Source organism: Streptomyces olivaceoviridis (assembly GCF_014650115.1).
Classification (GTDB): domain Bacteria; phylum Actinomycetota; class Actinomycetes; order Streptomycetales; family Streptomycetaceae; genus Streptomyces; species Streptomyces olivaceoviridis.
Window position 1 is genome coordinate 89071 of the sequence record NZ_BMUI01000017.1, and the last position, 14088, is coordinate 103158.

Sequence of the window (14088 nt, forward strand, 5' to 3'; positions counted from 1 at the left end):
TCACGAGGACTGTTCGGTGGTCTCGGTGCCGAACGTCGCGTAGACGTCCGGGCGGCTGCGGCGCAGCCACCACGCCAGCGGCAGGCCGAGGGCGAAGACGGCGGGCGCCACGGCGACGAGCAGCACGTTCACGGCCGGGGACGCGGCGGTGAACAGGTCGATGTGGCTCACCACCAGCGCGATCGCGGTCGCCAGCAGGACGGTGGCGAGGACCGGCGCCACCACCGTGCGCACGACGCCCTCCGTGTGGCGGATCCGCCGGAACCAGCAGGGCACGGCGATCGCGGCGAGCAGTTGGAGCAGCAACAGACCGATCATCCCCGGGGTGTTCACCCACAGCAGCAGCTGCTGGTACGGGTCGGCTCCGGCGGCCCGGAACGCGAGGACGACCAGCGCGCCGAGTACGGTCTGGGCGATGCCGGCGACGTACGGGGAGCGGTGCCGCGGGTGGACGCGGCCGAGCCGGCGGGGCAGCACGCCCTCCTCGGCCAGGGCGAGGGCGTAGCGGTTGATCGCGTTGTGGAAGGCGAGCAGGGACGCGATGACGCTGGTGACGATGAAGACGTGCATCAGATCGGCGGCCCAGCCGCCCACATAGGTGGTGATCGCGGTGAAGAAGAGTCCCGCCGGGTCCTTGCCCGCCGCCTGTACGACCTGCTCGTCGCCGAACGCCTGGACGGCGACCCAGACGACGAACGCGTAGAACAGGCCGAGGAATCCGACGGCCGCGTACGTGGCGCGCGGGATCGTGCGCTCGGGGTCGCGGGCCTCGCGGCGGTAGATGACCGTCGACTCGAACCCGGTGAACGCCGCGAAGGCGAAGGCGAGGACGGCGGCCGTGCCGGGCACGAACACGTGCGCCGGGGCCAGCGAGGCGAGGGACAGCCCGTGGGCGCCGCCCTTCAGCAGGACCCCGCCCGCGAGCAGGACGAGTATGCCGGTCTCGGCGACGAGCAGCACGCCCAGCACCTTGGCACCGAAGTCGATCGAACGGAAACCGCCGTAGCCGATCAGCAGCAGGCCGGCCAGCGACACCGGCAGCCAGGGCACGTCGGAGCCGAACAGGGAGTGCGCGGTGTCGCGGGTGGTGGTGGCGAGGAGGCCGTAGACGCCGATCTCCATGCCGTTGTAGCCGACCAGGGCCAGCAGGGCGGCACCGATGCCGACCGGTCGGCCGAGGCCCCGGGTGATGTAGGCGTAGAAGGCACCGCCGTCGGTGACATGGCGGCTCATGGTGGTGAAGCCCACGGCGAAGACGGCGAGGGTCAGTCCGGCCAGCAGGTAGCCGACGGGCGCGCCGATGCCGCCCAGCAGGATGGCGAGCGGGGCGACCCCGGCCATGACCGTCAGGGGGGCGGCAGCGGAGACGACGAAGAAGGCGATGTCGGAGGTGCCGAGGGAGCCGGACCGGAGGCCGGGCGCGCCGGACGACGCGTCCTCCTCCGGGAGTTCGGCGGTGGTCACGGACATACGGGCGGGCCCTTCTGGCGGCGGAGGGGGAGGGAGGGGATCGGCGGTGGTGGGGCAGCCGGGTGTGCGGGCACCGGCGGGCGGGGCCGGGGGTGAGCCGTCCGGACCGGTGTGTTCCGGGCGCACGAGGGGATGGCGGGCACCCGGAGCCGTAAACCTAAAGGCTTTCGGTTTCGGCAATGTAACCTGCCGTTGGGCATCCGGGAAGACCTCGAAACGACATCAGGGGGATCGCTGACCATGGGACGGCCGCGCACACCGCTCCTCGACCGCGAGCGCATCACCACCACGGCGCTCCGGCTGATCGACGAGACCGGTGACTTCAGCGTCCCGGGGATCGCCCGTCGGCTCGGCGCGCAGACCGGATCGGTGTACCACCACGTGGACGGCCGGGACGGCATCGTGGAACTGCTGCGCGAACGCGTCTGCGCGGCGATCGACCCGGCCACGCTGGAGCTGACCCCGTGGGACGCTGCCGTCGAGGCCTGGGCCCGGTCCTACCGGGCCGCGTTCGCCGCCCACCCCCGGGCGATCCCGCTGCTGATGACCTCGCCCGTCCGCGCGCCCCGGGTCCTGGAGCAGTACGAGCGCGCGGTGGGCGTGCTGCTCGCCGCCGGCTTCGAGCAGGCCGAGATCATGCCGCTGGTCATAGCCCTGGAGAACCTGGTGCTGGGCTCGGCCCTCGACCTGGCCGCCCCCGAGACGATGTGGGAGCTGACGGACCGCGTGCCGACGCCCCGCCTCGCACAGGCGCTCGCGGCGGTCGGCGACGGCCGCGCCGACCGCGCCTTCGAGGTGGGCCTCACCGCGTTCCTGAACCACGCGCGGGCGCTCCGCGCGGAGCGGGGGCGGGGGCGGTAGGGGCGGCTTCGGGCTCGTCCCCGGCCGCGCGAGCGTCTGGTCGTCGTCACCGGCGCGGCCACCGCCACCGGCAGGATGCGGGCGCCCTCCTCCTGGTTTCCCAGTACCGGCAGTAACATGATCATCTGGTTCCGGGTGTACCAGTCAGTCAACTCGGCGCCGTCCCCAGCGACGCGCCCTGCCCGGAGAAGTCCAATGTCTTCTGTCAACGACGCGTTGGAAGACGCGCGCCTCACCTACGAGCAGCACATGCGGACCTGCCGCCAGTGCCATGCCGACGCCGCGCCCTGTGCCGTGGCGAAGCACCTCCTGCGGATGTACAACCTCGCCCGCAGGGACCGGATGCGCGCCGGCGGCCCGGACACGTCCACGGCCTGACCTGCGCGGCACGCTTTTCACCCGGCGTGAGGAGGGAACCCGGTGGCCTGTCCCGTCCCCCGAGGCACAGGAGGCCACCGTGACGGACCGGCAGGGTGATCGTCCGAACCCGGTCACACAGCACGCCCGCCCCGACTTCCCCTCCCAGGACCAGCCGCACCCGGGCTGGACCGGCCCGATGGACCCGCCGCCCGACCACGGCGAGGAGTCCTACCACGGCGCCGGGCGTCTCGACGGCCGCAAGACCGTGATCACGGGAGGGGACTCCGGTATCGGCCGGGCGGTCGCGATCGCCTTCGCCCGCGAGGGCGCCGACGTGCTGTTCACCTACCTCGCCGACGAGGAGGAGGACGCCCGTGAGACGTCCCGGCTGGTGGAGGACGCGGGACGCAAGGCGGTCGCCGTGTCCTGCGACATCCGCGACGAGGACAACTGCCGGTCGCTGATCGACCGGGCGGTCGCCGAGTTCGGCCGTATCGACGTCCTCGTGAACAACGCCGCCTACCAGATGTCCCAACCCAAGGGCATCGAGTCGATCAGCACCGAGCAGTTCGACCGGGTGATGCGGACGAACCTCTACGGGATGTTCTGGCTCACCAAGTTCGCCCTGCCGCACATCCCGGCCGGCGGCTGCGTCATCAACTCCACGTCGGTCCAGGCGTACAAGCCCAGCCCGCACCTGCTGGACTACGCGATGACCAAGGGCGCGATCGTCACCTTCACCCAGGGACTGGCCCAGATGCTCGCCGAACGCGGCATCCGCGTCAACGCCGTCGCGCCCGGACCCGTGTGGACCCCGCTCATCCCGGCGACCATGCCCGACACGGCGGAGTTCGGCAAGCAGAGCCCGCTCGGCCGCCCGGCCCAGCCCGCCGAACTGGCCCCCGCCTACGTGTATCTCGCCTCGCCCCAGGCGAGCTTCATCACCGCCGAGATCCTCAACGCGACCGGCGGCACCCCGCTGCCCTGACCCACCCCCCGCCGCGGAGAGCGGTCAGCCGGCCCGGAACGGCGGCTCGACCAGGAGCTCCAGCAGCCACGCGGCGCTCTCCGCGGCCCCCGGCTCGGGGCCGCCGGCGCTGCCGGGGAACATGCGGCCCCAGGAGGCGGCCCGGCCCAGCGCGCTCAGCCGCCAGGCGAGTTCCGCCGCGCGCCGCAGCTCCGCCGCCGTGCGGCCGGCGCCCGTCCACTGCTCCAGATAGGCGTCGAGCAGCCGGGGCAGCACCTGCGGCCCGTAGCGGTCGCAGGCCCGCTCGACGGGGACGCGCAGGCTGCAGAACGGGTGGGAGACGGCCGCGTCGCCCCAGTCGAAGAAGGTGAACCGGCCCGGTGCCGGCCGGAACAGCTGGCCGTCGTGCAGGTCGGCGTGGTCGAGCGTGTCCGCGATGCCGACGGAGGCGAGTTCGGCACACCAGTCCGCGACCCGGGGCCGCAGGCGCTCCAGGCGGGCCCGCTCGTCCGGGGCCAGCGCGGAGTTCCCGGCCAGCAGCCTGTCGAACACCTCGGGCAGGCCGGGAGTCCGGGCGGCGGGCACACCGAGCCGTTCGATCGCGGACGCGTGCGGGACCAGGGCGTGCTGCATGCGCGCGTACTGGCGCAGCAGGGCTTCCCAGTCGCGCGGCCCGACCGGCTCCCGGTCCAGCACGGTCCGGAACAGATCACCGCCGTCGGGGAGCAGCGCCCAGCCGCGCTCGGCGTCGACGGCCAGCGGGCGCAGCACATGGTCCGGCACCCAGCGGGCCAGCGCGCCGGCCAGCGGCCCCTCGAACGCGCTGGCCCGCGGATTGGCCTTGAACCAGACGGCGGCCTGCCCGGCGCGGGCGGCCGGCCCCCCGGCGTCCCCCCGCCCACCGACCGGCACCCGGACCAGCACCGACCACGGACGCAGCCGTACCCTCAGGGCACCCTCGGCACGCAGGCCGTGGGCGGTGAGGTGACCGGCCACCCAGTCGAGGGCCGCGGCACGCCAGGCCCCCTGCTCCCACGGCGTCACCGCGTCCGGGTAGCGCCCTCGGTCCACCACCGTCGTGTCGTCCGCTCGCATCGCCCCATCCCAGCATCGAGCCGGACGGTCCGGCCAGCGGATTTCCGCCCTCGCCGGCGCCCTTGCGGTGCTCAGGAGAACCGGAGGAGCCGAAGGCGATCAGGTCGCCACCGGCTGGGCGGCCACCGGGACCTGTTCCGTTCCCTCAGTACTCCTGCGTCCGATGCACCTCGCCCGTGCCCAGGGTGATCACGGCGCGGGGGCGCATGGGGCCGTCGTCGCGCCGGGAGAGCAGGACGACCTCCTCGACCACCGCCGTCAGCGTGCCGAGTCGCACGGCGCACTCGGCGGCGAGGCGGTTCGGGTCCCGGGTGCGGCCGAGGGACAGATGCGGGGTGAAACGCTCGCCGCGTCCCTGACACAGCGGGAACCCCAGCCGCAGTTCCCGGTGCAGACGGGCCCAGGGCGCCGGGTCGACCGCGGCCGGGTCGAGCCACACCGTGGCGTAGTGCCGGTGCCGGAAGGAGCGCACCCCGGCCAGGCGCGCCCCGAACGCCGTATTCCGTGCCGCACCGGCGGAGAGCAGCGGCAGGGCCCGCTCGAACTCCTCCTCCGGTACGAAGCCGAACAGCAGATTCACGTGCGGCGGCCACCGCCGCACCTGCGGATCGTGCTCCCAGCGGATCTCCTGGATCGCAGGCCAGAGCTCCGGCGGCGGCAGCCACGCCACCGCGGTCCGCGGCGTCGGCGCCACCCTGAGCGCGTCCGCCGGCTCGGCCCCGCCGGAAGCCGCGTACCCGTTCACCTGGCCGGGGTCCCGGACAGGGCGGTGCCGGAGCGACGCGGGCGCCCGAGGGCGAGGAGGGCCGTGTCGTCGTCCAGTCCGTCGCCGAAGCTGACGAGCAGGCGGATGAGGGCGTCGATCACGGTGCGCGGGTCAGCGGGGGCGAGCTCGGTGGCGAACGACTGAAGCGCGTCGTAGCCGTACAGGCCGCTCTTCTCTCCCGTGCGCGCCTCGGTGAGGCCGTCGGTGTAGAGCAACAGCGTGTCGCCCTGGTGGAGCGCGGTGCGGATCGTCGTGAAGGAGGCGTGGGGGAAGGCCCCGACCAGGAGTCCGCCAGGCGTCGGCAGGTACTCGGCCCGGCCGTCCGCCCGCAGAAGCAGCGCGGGCGGGTGGCCGCCGGAGGCCAGGAGGACGCGGACGCTCCGCCCTGTGGATTCCAGGGTGCCGAAGACGGCGGTGCAGTAGCGGGGGTCCCCGCCGCCGTAGCGTTCGAGCAGTGCCGAGTTGAGGGTGGACAGGACGGCTTCGGGACCGAGCCCGTGCAAGGCCGCGGTGCGCAGGGTGTAGCGGACGAGGGAGGTCGCCGCCGCGGCCTTCGGGCCCTTTCCGCAGATGTCCCCGAGGAAGAACGCGAAGTGGTCGTCGCCGAGGGGGAACAGGTCGTAGAAGTCGCCGCCCAGCTGGATCGGGGAGGCCATGTGGTAGTAGGCGGCGGTCTGCACGCCGGGCACCGCCGGAAGACCGGCCGGGAGCAGGCTCTGCTGGAGTACGGCCAGTGCCTCGCGCAGCTGCTCGCGATCGGCCTCCGCCTGGTGGCGGGCCTCCTCGGCCGCGCGGCGGGCGCGCAGCAGCTCGATCTCGTAGGCGCGCCGGTCGGTGGCGTCGAAGACGGTCGTGCGGATCAGCAGGGGACGGCCGCCGGTGCCGCGCTTCACGGCCGATGTGATCAGCACCGGAAGCCGGGACCCGTCCGCGACCTTCATCTCCAGCGCTATGCCGCCCACATGACCCTGCATGCCCAGGAGCGGTGCGTAGTGGGTCTCGTGGTACAGCTTGCCGCCCACGGTCAGCAGGTCGGCGAAGTGCCGGCGGTACACGACCTCCTCCCGGGAGAGGCCGAGCCAGCCCAGCAGCGTCTTGTTGACCTTGACGATCGTGCCGTCCATCAGGGTCGACAGGTAACCGCAGGGGGCGGACTCGTACAGCTCCTCCGTGCTGTCCTCCAGCAGGGCGGTGACGTCCGTGTCGATGCGTGGCCACGCCTCCCCGGGGGGTGGAGGAGCCGGGCCGGAGCCGGACATCAGTCCAGCTCTTCCACGAAGCCGGTGATCGCCCTGGTGGTGGCCTCGGGAGCGCTCAGTTGCGGGCAGTGGCCGGTGGCGGCCAGCGTGATCAGGCGGCTGCCGGCGACGGCGGCGTGCACGTAGGCTCCGACCTCCCTGGGCGCGATGACGTCCTGCTCGCACTCGAGGACCAGGGTGGGGACGGTCACCGTCTTCAGGTCCTGCCGGCTGTCGGACAGGAACGTGGTGCGTGCGAAGACGCGCGCGATGTCCGGGTCGGTGGCGCAGAAGCTGTGGGCCAGCTCCGCACCCAGTTCCGGCCGGTCGGGGTTGCCCATGATCACCGGGGCCATGGCCGCGGACCAGCCGAGGTAGTTGGCTTCCAGCGAGTCCAGCAGCTCGTGGATGTCCGCCGCGGTGAAGCCGCCGCGGTAGTCCTCCTCGTCGATGTAGGAGGGGGAGGGGCACACCATGACCATCGAGCCGATCCGGTCCGGTACCGCCGCGGCGGCCAGGACGCCGACCATGGCGCTGACCGAGTGGCCCACGAACACGGCGTCCCGCAGGTCCAGCTCCGCGCACACGTCCACCACGTCCCGGGCGTAGCCGTCCAGGGTCGTGTAGCGCTCCTCCTGCCAGGCGGCCAGGTCGGAGCGGCCGGAACCGACGTAGTCGAACAGCACCAGGCGGAAGTGCCGCGCCAGGCCGGGAGTCACAAGGCGCCACAGGTTCTGGTCGCAGCCGAAGCCGTGCGCGAGGATCATGGTCCGACCGGACTCCTGCCCGATGATCCGGACGTTGTTCCTGCGGAGGATGCCCATGTCCCCATCCTCCCACGTCAGCGGTCGGACGGGCCGCCTCCGCGTTGATCAGCGCCCCCGCCGTCGAGCGAGCACGCGGGGACAGCGCCGCCCCGCGGAGGCGACGCTGTCGTCGACGCTCGTCGACGCGTTCAGCCGGCCTTCTGCCGTTCGCGGAGCTCGTGCACGTTGTTCGCGGTCAGGGTGCCGTCCTGCTGTTCGTAGTGGGAGAGGGCGAGACCCAGGCCGAAGAAGGTGGGTGCCCATTCGCCGACGAAGATGCCCCAGCGGTCGGCGCGGTCCAGGCCGGTGCCGGGTTCCATCTTCAGAGAGCCTATCCACGCGGCCAACGTGAGGCCGATGGAGGCCATGCCGGCCAGGTAGGCGTGCTCACTGCGAATGCCCATCTCGTGCATCTTCTTGACGATCATGGCGTGCTCCAGGTCCATGCCGGTGGTGCGAATGAGTGCGGTGGCTTCGACACCAACCCGATTGCCCGATTTGCCGGGAGGCATGTCCCTTAAATGGTGTTTTGTGCCGTTTCTTGATTGCTGTTTCAACATGCCTACGAGGAAGGGCGGGGAAGGGCTCGGAGCAGGTCAGTCCTTCACCGCTCCGCCCAGCCCGGAGACCAGCCGTCGCTGCACGAGGACGAAGAACACCAGCACCGGGACGGTCATCACCGTGGACGCCGCCATGACCCCGCCCCAGTCCGGCTCGTCGGGCTTGTAGAAGACCAGCAGGGCCATCGGCAGGGTCGACTGCGAGGTGTCGCTGATGATGAACGACTTGGCGAACAGGAAGTCGTTCCAGGCGGAGATGAAGGAGAACACGCTCGTGGCCACCAGGCCGGGCAGGACCAACGGGAGGAGGATGCGCCACAGGAAGCGCGCGCGGCTCGCCCCGTCGAGGTACGCGGCCTCCTCCAGGGACTCCGGAACGGCCTTCACGAACCCGCGCAGCATCCAGATCGCGAACGGCAGCGAGAAGGCGATGTGCGGCAGGATCAGCGAACCCAGCGTGTTCAGCTGGCCGAGGTCCCGCATGAGGAAGAACAACGGGATGGTGAGCGCCTCCACCGGCACCATCTGGGCCACCAGGAACATGATGAGCAGGGTGGTCCGGAAGCGGAACCGGAACCGCGTCACGGCGGTCGCGGCGAGGAAGGCGATCAGCGCGGAGGCGATCACGACACTCACCGCGACGACAAGGCTGTTGACGAAGTACCGGCCGAATTCCTGCTGTTCGAACACGCGCCGGAAGGAGGCCGGCGAGGGCGAAGCCGTCCAGGGCCTCGGCTCGGTGGACTCGATCTCCCCGGCGGGTTTGAGCGCGCCGAGCAGCATCCAGTAGAGGGGGAAGGCGACGACGGCGGCGACCAGCAGCGCGGTCGCCTCGGCGGCGAGCCGCCAGGGCCGCCGTACCGTCCGACCGCGTACGGCGCTCACAGCTCCTCCCCTTGGCGGCGCAGCAGCCGCAGGTATCCGAGCGTGATCGCGAGCAGGATCAGCAGCATCACGACGCCGATCGCGGACCCGAGGCCGTACTGCGAGGAGGCGAAGGCCTTCTGGTAGGCGTAGACGTTCAGGACCAGGTTCTGCCCGGCGATGCCGCCGCCGCCCGTCATCACGTAGACCTGGGTGAAGACCTTGAAGTCCCAGATGACCGACTGGACGGTGACGATGACCAGGATCGGCCGCAGGACCGGCGCCAGTACCGAGCGCCAGATCCGCCACTGCGAGGCGCCGTCCAGGGCGGCGGCCTCCAGGATCTCGGCCGGCACCGCGCGGATGCCGGCGTAGACGGTGACCATCACGAACGGGAAGGAACACCAGACCACTTCGAGCAGGACCAGGAGGAAAGCGCTGTAACGGCCGTAGGTCCAGGAGAAGTCGCCGATGCCCAGGAGGCGGTCGACCGGGCCGAAGTCGGGGTCGAAGAGGAACAGCCAGACCGTCGAGCCGGTGATGGTCGGGGTGGCCCACGCCCCCAGCGCGGCCAGCAGGAGAGCGAGCCGCGGGACCGCGCGGACCCGGGTGAGCAGGACGGCGAGCGCGCAGCCCACCGCCAGAGTGCAGACCACACAGGCCGCCGCGAAGCCGACCGTCGCCAGCAGCACCTGCCAGAACTGGTCGTCGGCGAAGAGTTCGGTGTAGTTGGCCAGGCCCCGGAAGCGGGTGGGTTCCCCGCCGCTGACCTGGGCCTGGGTGTACTCCAGGAACGAGATCAGGCCGAGCTGGTAGACGGGGTAGGCCAGCAGGCCGCCCAGCACGAGCAGTGCGGGTGCCAGGTAGAGCCAGGGGGTCCATCCACCCGAGGGGCGTGGGGCCCTGTCCGGCGTGCGGCCGCCGCCGCGTGGGCGCGACGAGCCGTGGACCACCCGCACCCGCCGGGGCTCCGCACGTTCCGCCCCGGAAGGCGCCGTCAGCCGGCTCACCTGGCTGCTCCGAACGCGTCGTCCATCTTCTTCGCCGCGTCGGCGGAAGCCGCCGCGACGTCCTTCCTGCCGCTGACGATCTCCTGGAACATGGTCGGCAGCACCAGCGAGGAGTCGATCTGGGCCCAGGCGGGCGAGGCGGGTACGAACCGGGTACCGGCGGCGAGGGTCCGGACGAACGGCTTCACGTACGGCTTCTCGACCGCGGCCTGCTGCCGTACGTCCGTGAAGGTCGGCAGGAAGCCCATCGCGTCGAAGAGCTCCCCTTGTGTCTTCTTCGAGGCGAGCCGCTTCATCAGGTCCACGGCGAGCGTGCGGTGTGACGTGCTCTTCAGGACGCCGATGTTGTTGCCGCCCGCGAACGCCGGCGCGATCGAGCCGGGCTCGACCCCCGGCAGCGGCACCACCGCGTACTTCCCCTTGACCCTCCCGGCCTCCACGGCGGCGTGGCTGAAATCGCCGCCGATCGCCATGGCCGCCTTCCCGGAGGCGAACGCGGTCACGGTGTCGTTGCCGCCCATGCCCGCGCACTTGGCGGCGGGACAGTTGTCGTCGCCGAAGAGGGAGGTGTACGCCTCGATCCCCCTCCGGGCGGCCGGGCTGTCGATGGCGGAGGCGTACGCACCCCCCTTGTCCGTGGCCAGATCACCGCCGTCGGCCCAGATGAACGGCATCGCGCCGTAGGTGTAGGCGCCGCCGACGGCCAGGCCGTACAGGCCGGGTTTCGCGGCCCGGATCCTCTTCGCGGTGGAGATCAGCTCGGCCTGCGACTTCGGTGCGCGGAGGCCGAGTTCGCGGAAGACGTCGGTGCGGTAGTACAGCGCGCGGACGCCGACGAAGTACGGCGCCCCGTAGACCTTGCCGTCCACGGTGACCGACTGCCGGGCTGTCGGATCGGTGTCCTTCGCCTCGCTCCAGGCGTTGAACTCCCGTGTGACGTCCGCGAGTCCGCCGTCCCGTACATAACCGGCGGTGTCGGTGTTGCCGTACTCGATCACGTCGGGCGCCGACTTGGGGTCGTTGAAGGCGGCCTTGACGCGCTGGGCGCGGGTCTCCACGGGGATGTACTCGACGGTGACGTCGGTGCCGCGGTGCGCCGCCTCGAAGCCGGCGGTCACCGCGTCGACGACGCGCTGCTTGGGCTGGTTGTCGACCTCCTGGAAGAGCCAGACGCGCACGGTGCCGGTCTTCTCGTCCTTGTCGGAGGCGGAGGTGCCGGAGGTCTGGGGCGCGCAGGCGGCGACGAGGGCGGTGGCGAGCGCGGTGAGCCCAACAAAACGGACGGACAGCTTCATGCAGTGCTCCTCCGATAAAGCGTTGCAACATGCGCAATGGTGGTTTCGCTGTGCACAACACATCGGAGGCTAGGGACTGCATGAACACGCCACAAGAGGTCTCCACCACTCTGTGACCGCGGGACGCACCCCGTGCAACGCCCGCCGCCCGCCGAGCGGTTCGGCGGGCGGCGCAGCGGGAAGAGCGGGTCAGCGCATCGGGCAGCCGGTCACCGCACCGGGAAACCGAAGGCGTACCCCTGCTGCTTCAGCCGGGGCAGCAGGGTGCGCAGGGCCGTCACCGTCTGGGAGCGGTCGCCGCCCGCGTCGTGGAAGAGGATCGTGGGCCCGCCCGGCAGCTCCCGCTCCACGGTCGCGATGATCGCGTCGCTGCCCGGCCGCTCGAAGTCCTTGGAGTCGACGTTCCAACCCAGCGGGCGCATCCCGTGCGAGGCCGCCAGCTTCCGGCTGTACGGGGTGAACGCGCCGCCCGGGGCGCGGTAGTACATCGGCCGTACCCCGCCCGACGCCTTGGTGATCTGCCGCTCGGCGTCCTCGATCTGCTGCGCCTGGTAGGCCTGGGGCTTGGTGTCCATGGTGGTGTCGTGCGACACCGTGTGGTCGCACAGCCGGTGCCCGGCGGCCACCACCTGCCGGACCAGCTCCGGGTGCGCCTCGGCCTGGGTGCCGACCATGCAGAACGTCGCCTTCACGCCGTTGTCACGCAGCACTTGGAGCACCTGCGGGGTCCAGACCGGGTCCGGGCCGTCGTCGATGGTGATGTTCACCGCGTGCTCGCCCCGGTCGGAGGCGTGGGCGATGGTGACGGACACGGGCTGTGCCTCGGGCGCGGCGGCCCGGGCGGAGGCCCGCGGGTCGGCCGGCCCGCCGCCGGTCTGGCCCGCCTGCGCCGTCCACACCGACGTGGCGGCGGCCACCGCCGTGACCCCGAGCGCCGCCGCGACCACCCTGCCGTACCAACCCCGTCCACCATGCCGCGCCATGTCCGTCCGCCCCCTGCCGTGCCGATGCCTGTGCTGTGCCGGTGCGTTGCCGTGCCGAAGCACTGCGCACCCGGTGCACATGGCAGGACGGCCGGGACCGGGCGCGGGATCCGTCTGTTACGGATCACGGACAGTTCCGAGGCGCGGCCGGGACACTCGCCCGCCGCCGGGACCGGAAATCGCCGGTCGTGGTCCGCGACCCGGGCCCGGACGCTACGGTGCCCGGATGCCTCTCTATCCGGAGACCGAGCCGTACGCCCACGGGATGCTCGCCGTGGGCGACGGCAACCACATCCACTGGGAGACCTGCGGCAACCCCGAGGGCAAGCCCGCGCTCGTCCTGCACGGCGGACCGGGCTCCGGCCGCACCCCGTACGCCCGCCGCCTGTTCGACCCGGCCGCGTACCGGATCGTCCTGCTCGACCAGCGCGGCAGCGGCCGGTCCACCCCGCACGCGAGCCGCCACGACACCGACATGAGTGTCAACACGACGAGCCACCTCCGGGCCGACCTGGAGCTGCTGCGCCGGCACCTGGGCATCGAACGGTGGCTGGTGTGGGGCGTGTCGTGGGGCTCCGTCCTCGCGCTGCGCTACGCCCAGACCCACCCCGGTGCCGTCACCGAACTGGTCCTGACGGGGGTCGCCACCGGGTCCGACGCCGAGGTGGAACTACTGACCCGCGGGCTGGGCAGACTGTTCCCGGCGGCCTTCGAGGCCTTCCTGGCGGGCGTGCCCGCGGAGGACCGGGACGGCAACCTCGCCGCGGCCTACAACCGGCTCCTCGAATCCGCCGACCCCGAGGTCCGGGAGCGGGCCGCGCGGGCCTGGACCGACTGGGAGACGGCCACGATCCCGGCGCCCCCGCGCTCCGTCGACCGGTTCGAGGACCCCGTCTTCCGCCAGGGCTTCGCCCGCACCGTCACGCACTACTGGGGCAACGGCCACTTCCTCGGCGACGGTGGCGACGGCGACGGTGGGAACGCGGCCGAGCGCGACGGCGTGGTGCTCCGCGACGCCCACCGGCTCAAGGGCATTCCCGGCACCCTGGTCCAGGGCAGCCTCGACTTCGGCAACCTTCTCGGCATCGTCTGGCGGCTGCACCACGCCTGGCCGGGCAGCGAACTGGTGATCGTGGACGACGTCGGCCACACCGTCGGTGCCCCGGGCATGGCGGACGCGCTGGTCGCGGCAACGGACGCGTACGCGCCCCGCCGGTGACCGGCAGCCCGCTCCTGACGGGCCGTGACATCCGGCGGGGCGTCGTCGAGTCGAGCGGGCCCTGGTCGCCCCGGGCGCCGAGGACCGCACGCGCCGCCCGGCGGGCGCTGAACGCGCGCCCGCCGGGAGGGTTCATCGGTGGCCGCTCGTCCGGAGCGGCCACTACCAGTAGTGACGGCGGCCGGCGACCGCGTGTCCCATGGACCCCATGATCCACAGGACGGCTCCCACCACCAGCAGGATGACGCCGATGGTCCACAGGATCGAGATGCCGGTGAGGAAACCGATGATGAGCAGGATGATGCCGAGGGCGATCATGACGTGCCTCCAGCCGATGACGGGGCTCCTGTCCTTCGAGTGCCCCCGAAACGCCCGCCCTATCAGTGCGCTCCGACTTTCGAGAAGTTGTGTCGGCCATGTTGACTCGGCGCTGCGGCGGCCTCACATTACCTAGCGGTAGCACCCCGCGGTAACCCCGCCGCCACCCCACGGCCCGCAGCTCGCGGTCCCCCCGGCACGCCCGTCGCGTCGTCCCGCACGCCCAGTCCTCCGGTCGCCCCCGCACGCCCAGCTCTTCGGTCGCCCCCGCACGCC

General features: G+C 72.0%; 15 protein-coding genes. 4 read left to right on the forward strand and 11 right to left on the reverse strand.

The window, feature by feature from the left end:
• Complete coding sequence (locus tag IE273_RS28080) at positions 1–1470, reverse strand: APC family permease (RefSeq protein ID WP_189817966.1); 1470 nt, start codon at positions 1468–1470, stop codon at positions 1–3.
• 240 nt (positions 1471–1710) lie between these two features.
• Here IE273_RS28080 and IE273_RS28085 point away from each other — a divergent pair, with 240 nt between their 5' ends.
• From IE273_RS28085 to IE273_RS28095, 3 genes are all read left to right on the forward strand, one after another.
• Positions 1711–2331: a TetR/AcrR family transcriptional regulator gene (locus tag IE273_RS28085; protein ID WP_189817967.1), complete on the forward strand. Its 621-nt coding sequence runs from the start codon at positions 1711–1713 to the stop codon at positions 2329–2331.
• Between the two features lie 195 nt (positions 2332–2526).
• Positions 2527–2709, forward strand: a complete 183-nt coding sequence (locus IE273_RS28090) for a hypothetical protein (RefSeq protein ID WP_014676820.1) — start codon at positions 2527–2529, stop codon at positions 2707–2709.
• Between the two features lie 79 nt (positions 2710–2788).
• On the forward strand, positions 2789–3679 hold the full coding sequence (locus IE273_RS28095; RefSeq protein ID WP_189817968.1) for an SDR family oxidoreductase: 891 nt from the start codon (positions 2789–2791) through the stop codon (positions 3677–3679).
• Between the two features lie 24 nt (positions 3680–3703).
• On the opposite strand, the gene IE273_RS28100 is transcribed toward IE273_RS28095, so the two are convergent.
• The 9 genes from IE273_RS28100 to IE273_RS28140 all read right to left on the reverse strand — a co-directional run bounded on the left by IE273_RS28100 (position 3704) and on the right by IE273_RS28140 (position 12275).
• The gene (locus IE273_RS28100; RefSeq protein WP_189817969.1) at positions 3704–4753 is read right to left on the reverse strand and encodes an aminoglycoside phosphotransferase family protein; all 1050 of its coding nucleotides are present in this window, start codon (positions 4751–4753) and stop codon (positions 3704–3706) included.
• A gap of 145 nt (positions 4754–4898) precedes the next feature.
• Positions 4899–5498 carry a 2'-5' RNA ligase family protein gene (locus tag IE273_RS28105; RefSeq protein ID WP_189817970.1) on the reverse strand — a complete coding sequence of 200 codons (600 nt, stop codon included), beginning with the start codon at positions 5496–5498 and terminating at the stop codon, positions 4899–4901.
• A complete protein-coding gene (locus IE273_RS28110) occupies positions 5495–6781 on the reverse strand; it encodes a PP2C family protein-serine/threonine phosphatase (protein WP_189818064.1) in 1287 nt (428 codons plus the stop codon). The genes IE273_RS28105 and IE273_RS28110 overlap by 4 nt, the downstream gene beginning before the upstream one ends.
• Positions 6778–7581, reverse strand: coding sequence for an alpha/beta fold hydrolase (locus IE273_RS28115; protein ID WP_189817971.1), 804 nt, complete (start codon positions 7579–7581; stop codon positions 6778–6780). Before IE273_RS28115 ends, IE273_RS28110 begins: the two co-directional genes overlap by 4 nt.
• 131 nt (positions 7582–7712) lie before the next feature.
• Positions 7713–7991, reverse strand: coding sequence for a hypothetical protein (locus IE273_RS28120; RefSeq protein ID WP_189818065.1), 279 nt, complete (start codon positions 7989–7991; stop codon positions 7713–7715).
• Positions 7992–8159: 168 nt separating this feature from the next.
• Positions 8160–9008 carry a carbohydrate ABC transporter permease gene (locus IE273_RS28125; protein ID WP_189817972.1) on the reverse strand — a complete coding sequence of 283 codons (849 nt, stop codon included), beginning with the start codon at positions 9006–9008 and terminating at the stop codon, positions 8160–8162.
• Complete coding sequence (locus IE273_RS28130; RefSeq protein ID WP_189818066.1) at positions 9005–9946, reverse strand: carbohydrate ABC transporter permease; 942 nt, start codon at positions 9944–9946, stop codon at positions 9005–9007. The genes IE273_RS28125 and IE273_RS28130 overlap by 4 nt, the downstream gene beginning before the upstream one ends.
• A gap of 47 nt (positions 9947–9993) precedes the next feature.
• Positions 9994–11292 carry an extracellular solute-binding protein gene (locus tag IE273_RS28135; RefSeq protein ID WP_189817973.1) on the reverse strand — a complete coding sequence of 433 codons (1299 nt, stop codon included), beginning with the start codon at positions 11290–11292 and terminating at the stop codon, positions 9994–9996.
• Between the two features lie 209 nt (positions 11293–11501).
• Entirely contained in the window at positions 11502–12275 is a 774-nt protein-coding gene (locus IE273_RS28140) for a polysaccharide deacetylase family protein (RefSeq protein ID WP_189817974.1), read from the reverse strand.
• Between the two features lie 226 nt (positions 12276–12501).
• Here IE273_RS28140 and pip point away from each other — a divergent pair, with 226 nt between their 5' ends.
• Positions 12502–13494 (forward strand): prolyl aminopeptidase, encoded by a 993-nt coding sequence (gene pip, locus IE273_RS28145; RefSeq protein ID WP_189817975.1) that lies wholly within the window; start codon positions 12502–12504, stop codon positions 13492–13494.
• 162 nt (positions 13495–13656) lie between these two features.
• On the opposite strand, the gene IE273_RS28150 is transcribed toward pip, so the two are convergent.
• Positions 13657–13812: a DUF6131 family protein gene (locus IE273_RS28150; RefSeq protein WP_189817976.1), complete on the reverse strand. Its 156-nt coding sequence runs from the start codon at positions 13810–13812 to the stop codon at positions 13657–13659.
• Positions 13813–14088: the final 276 nt, after the last annotated feature.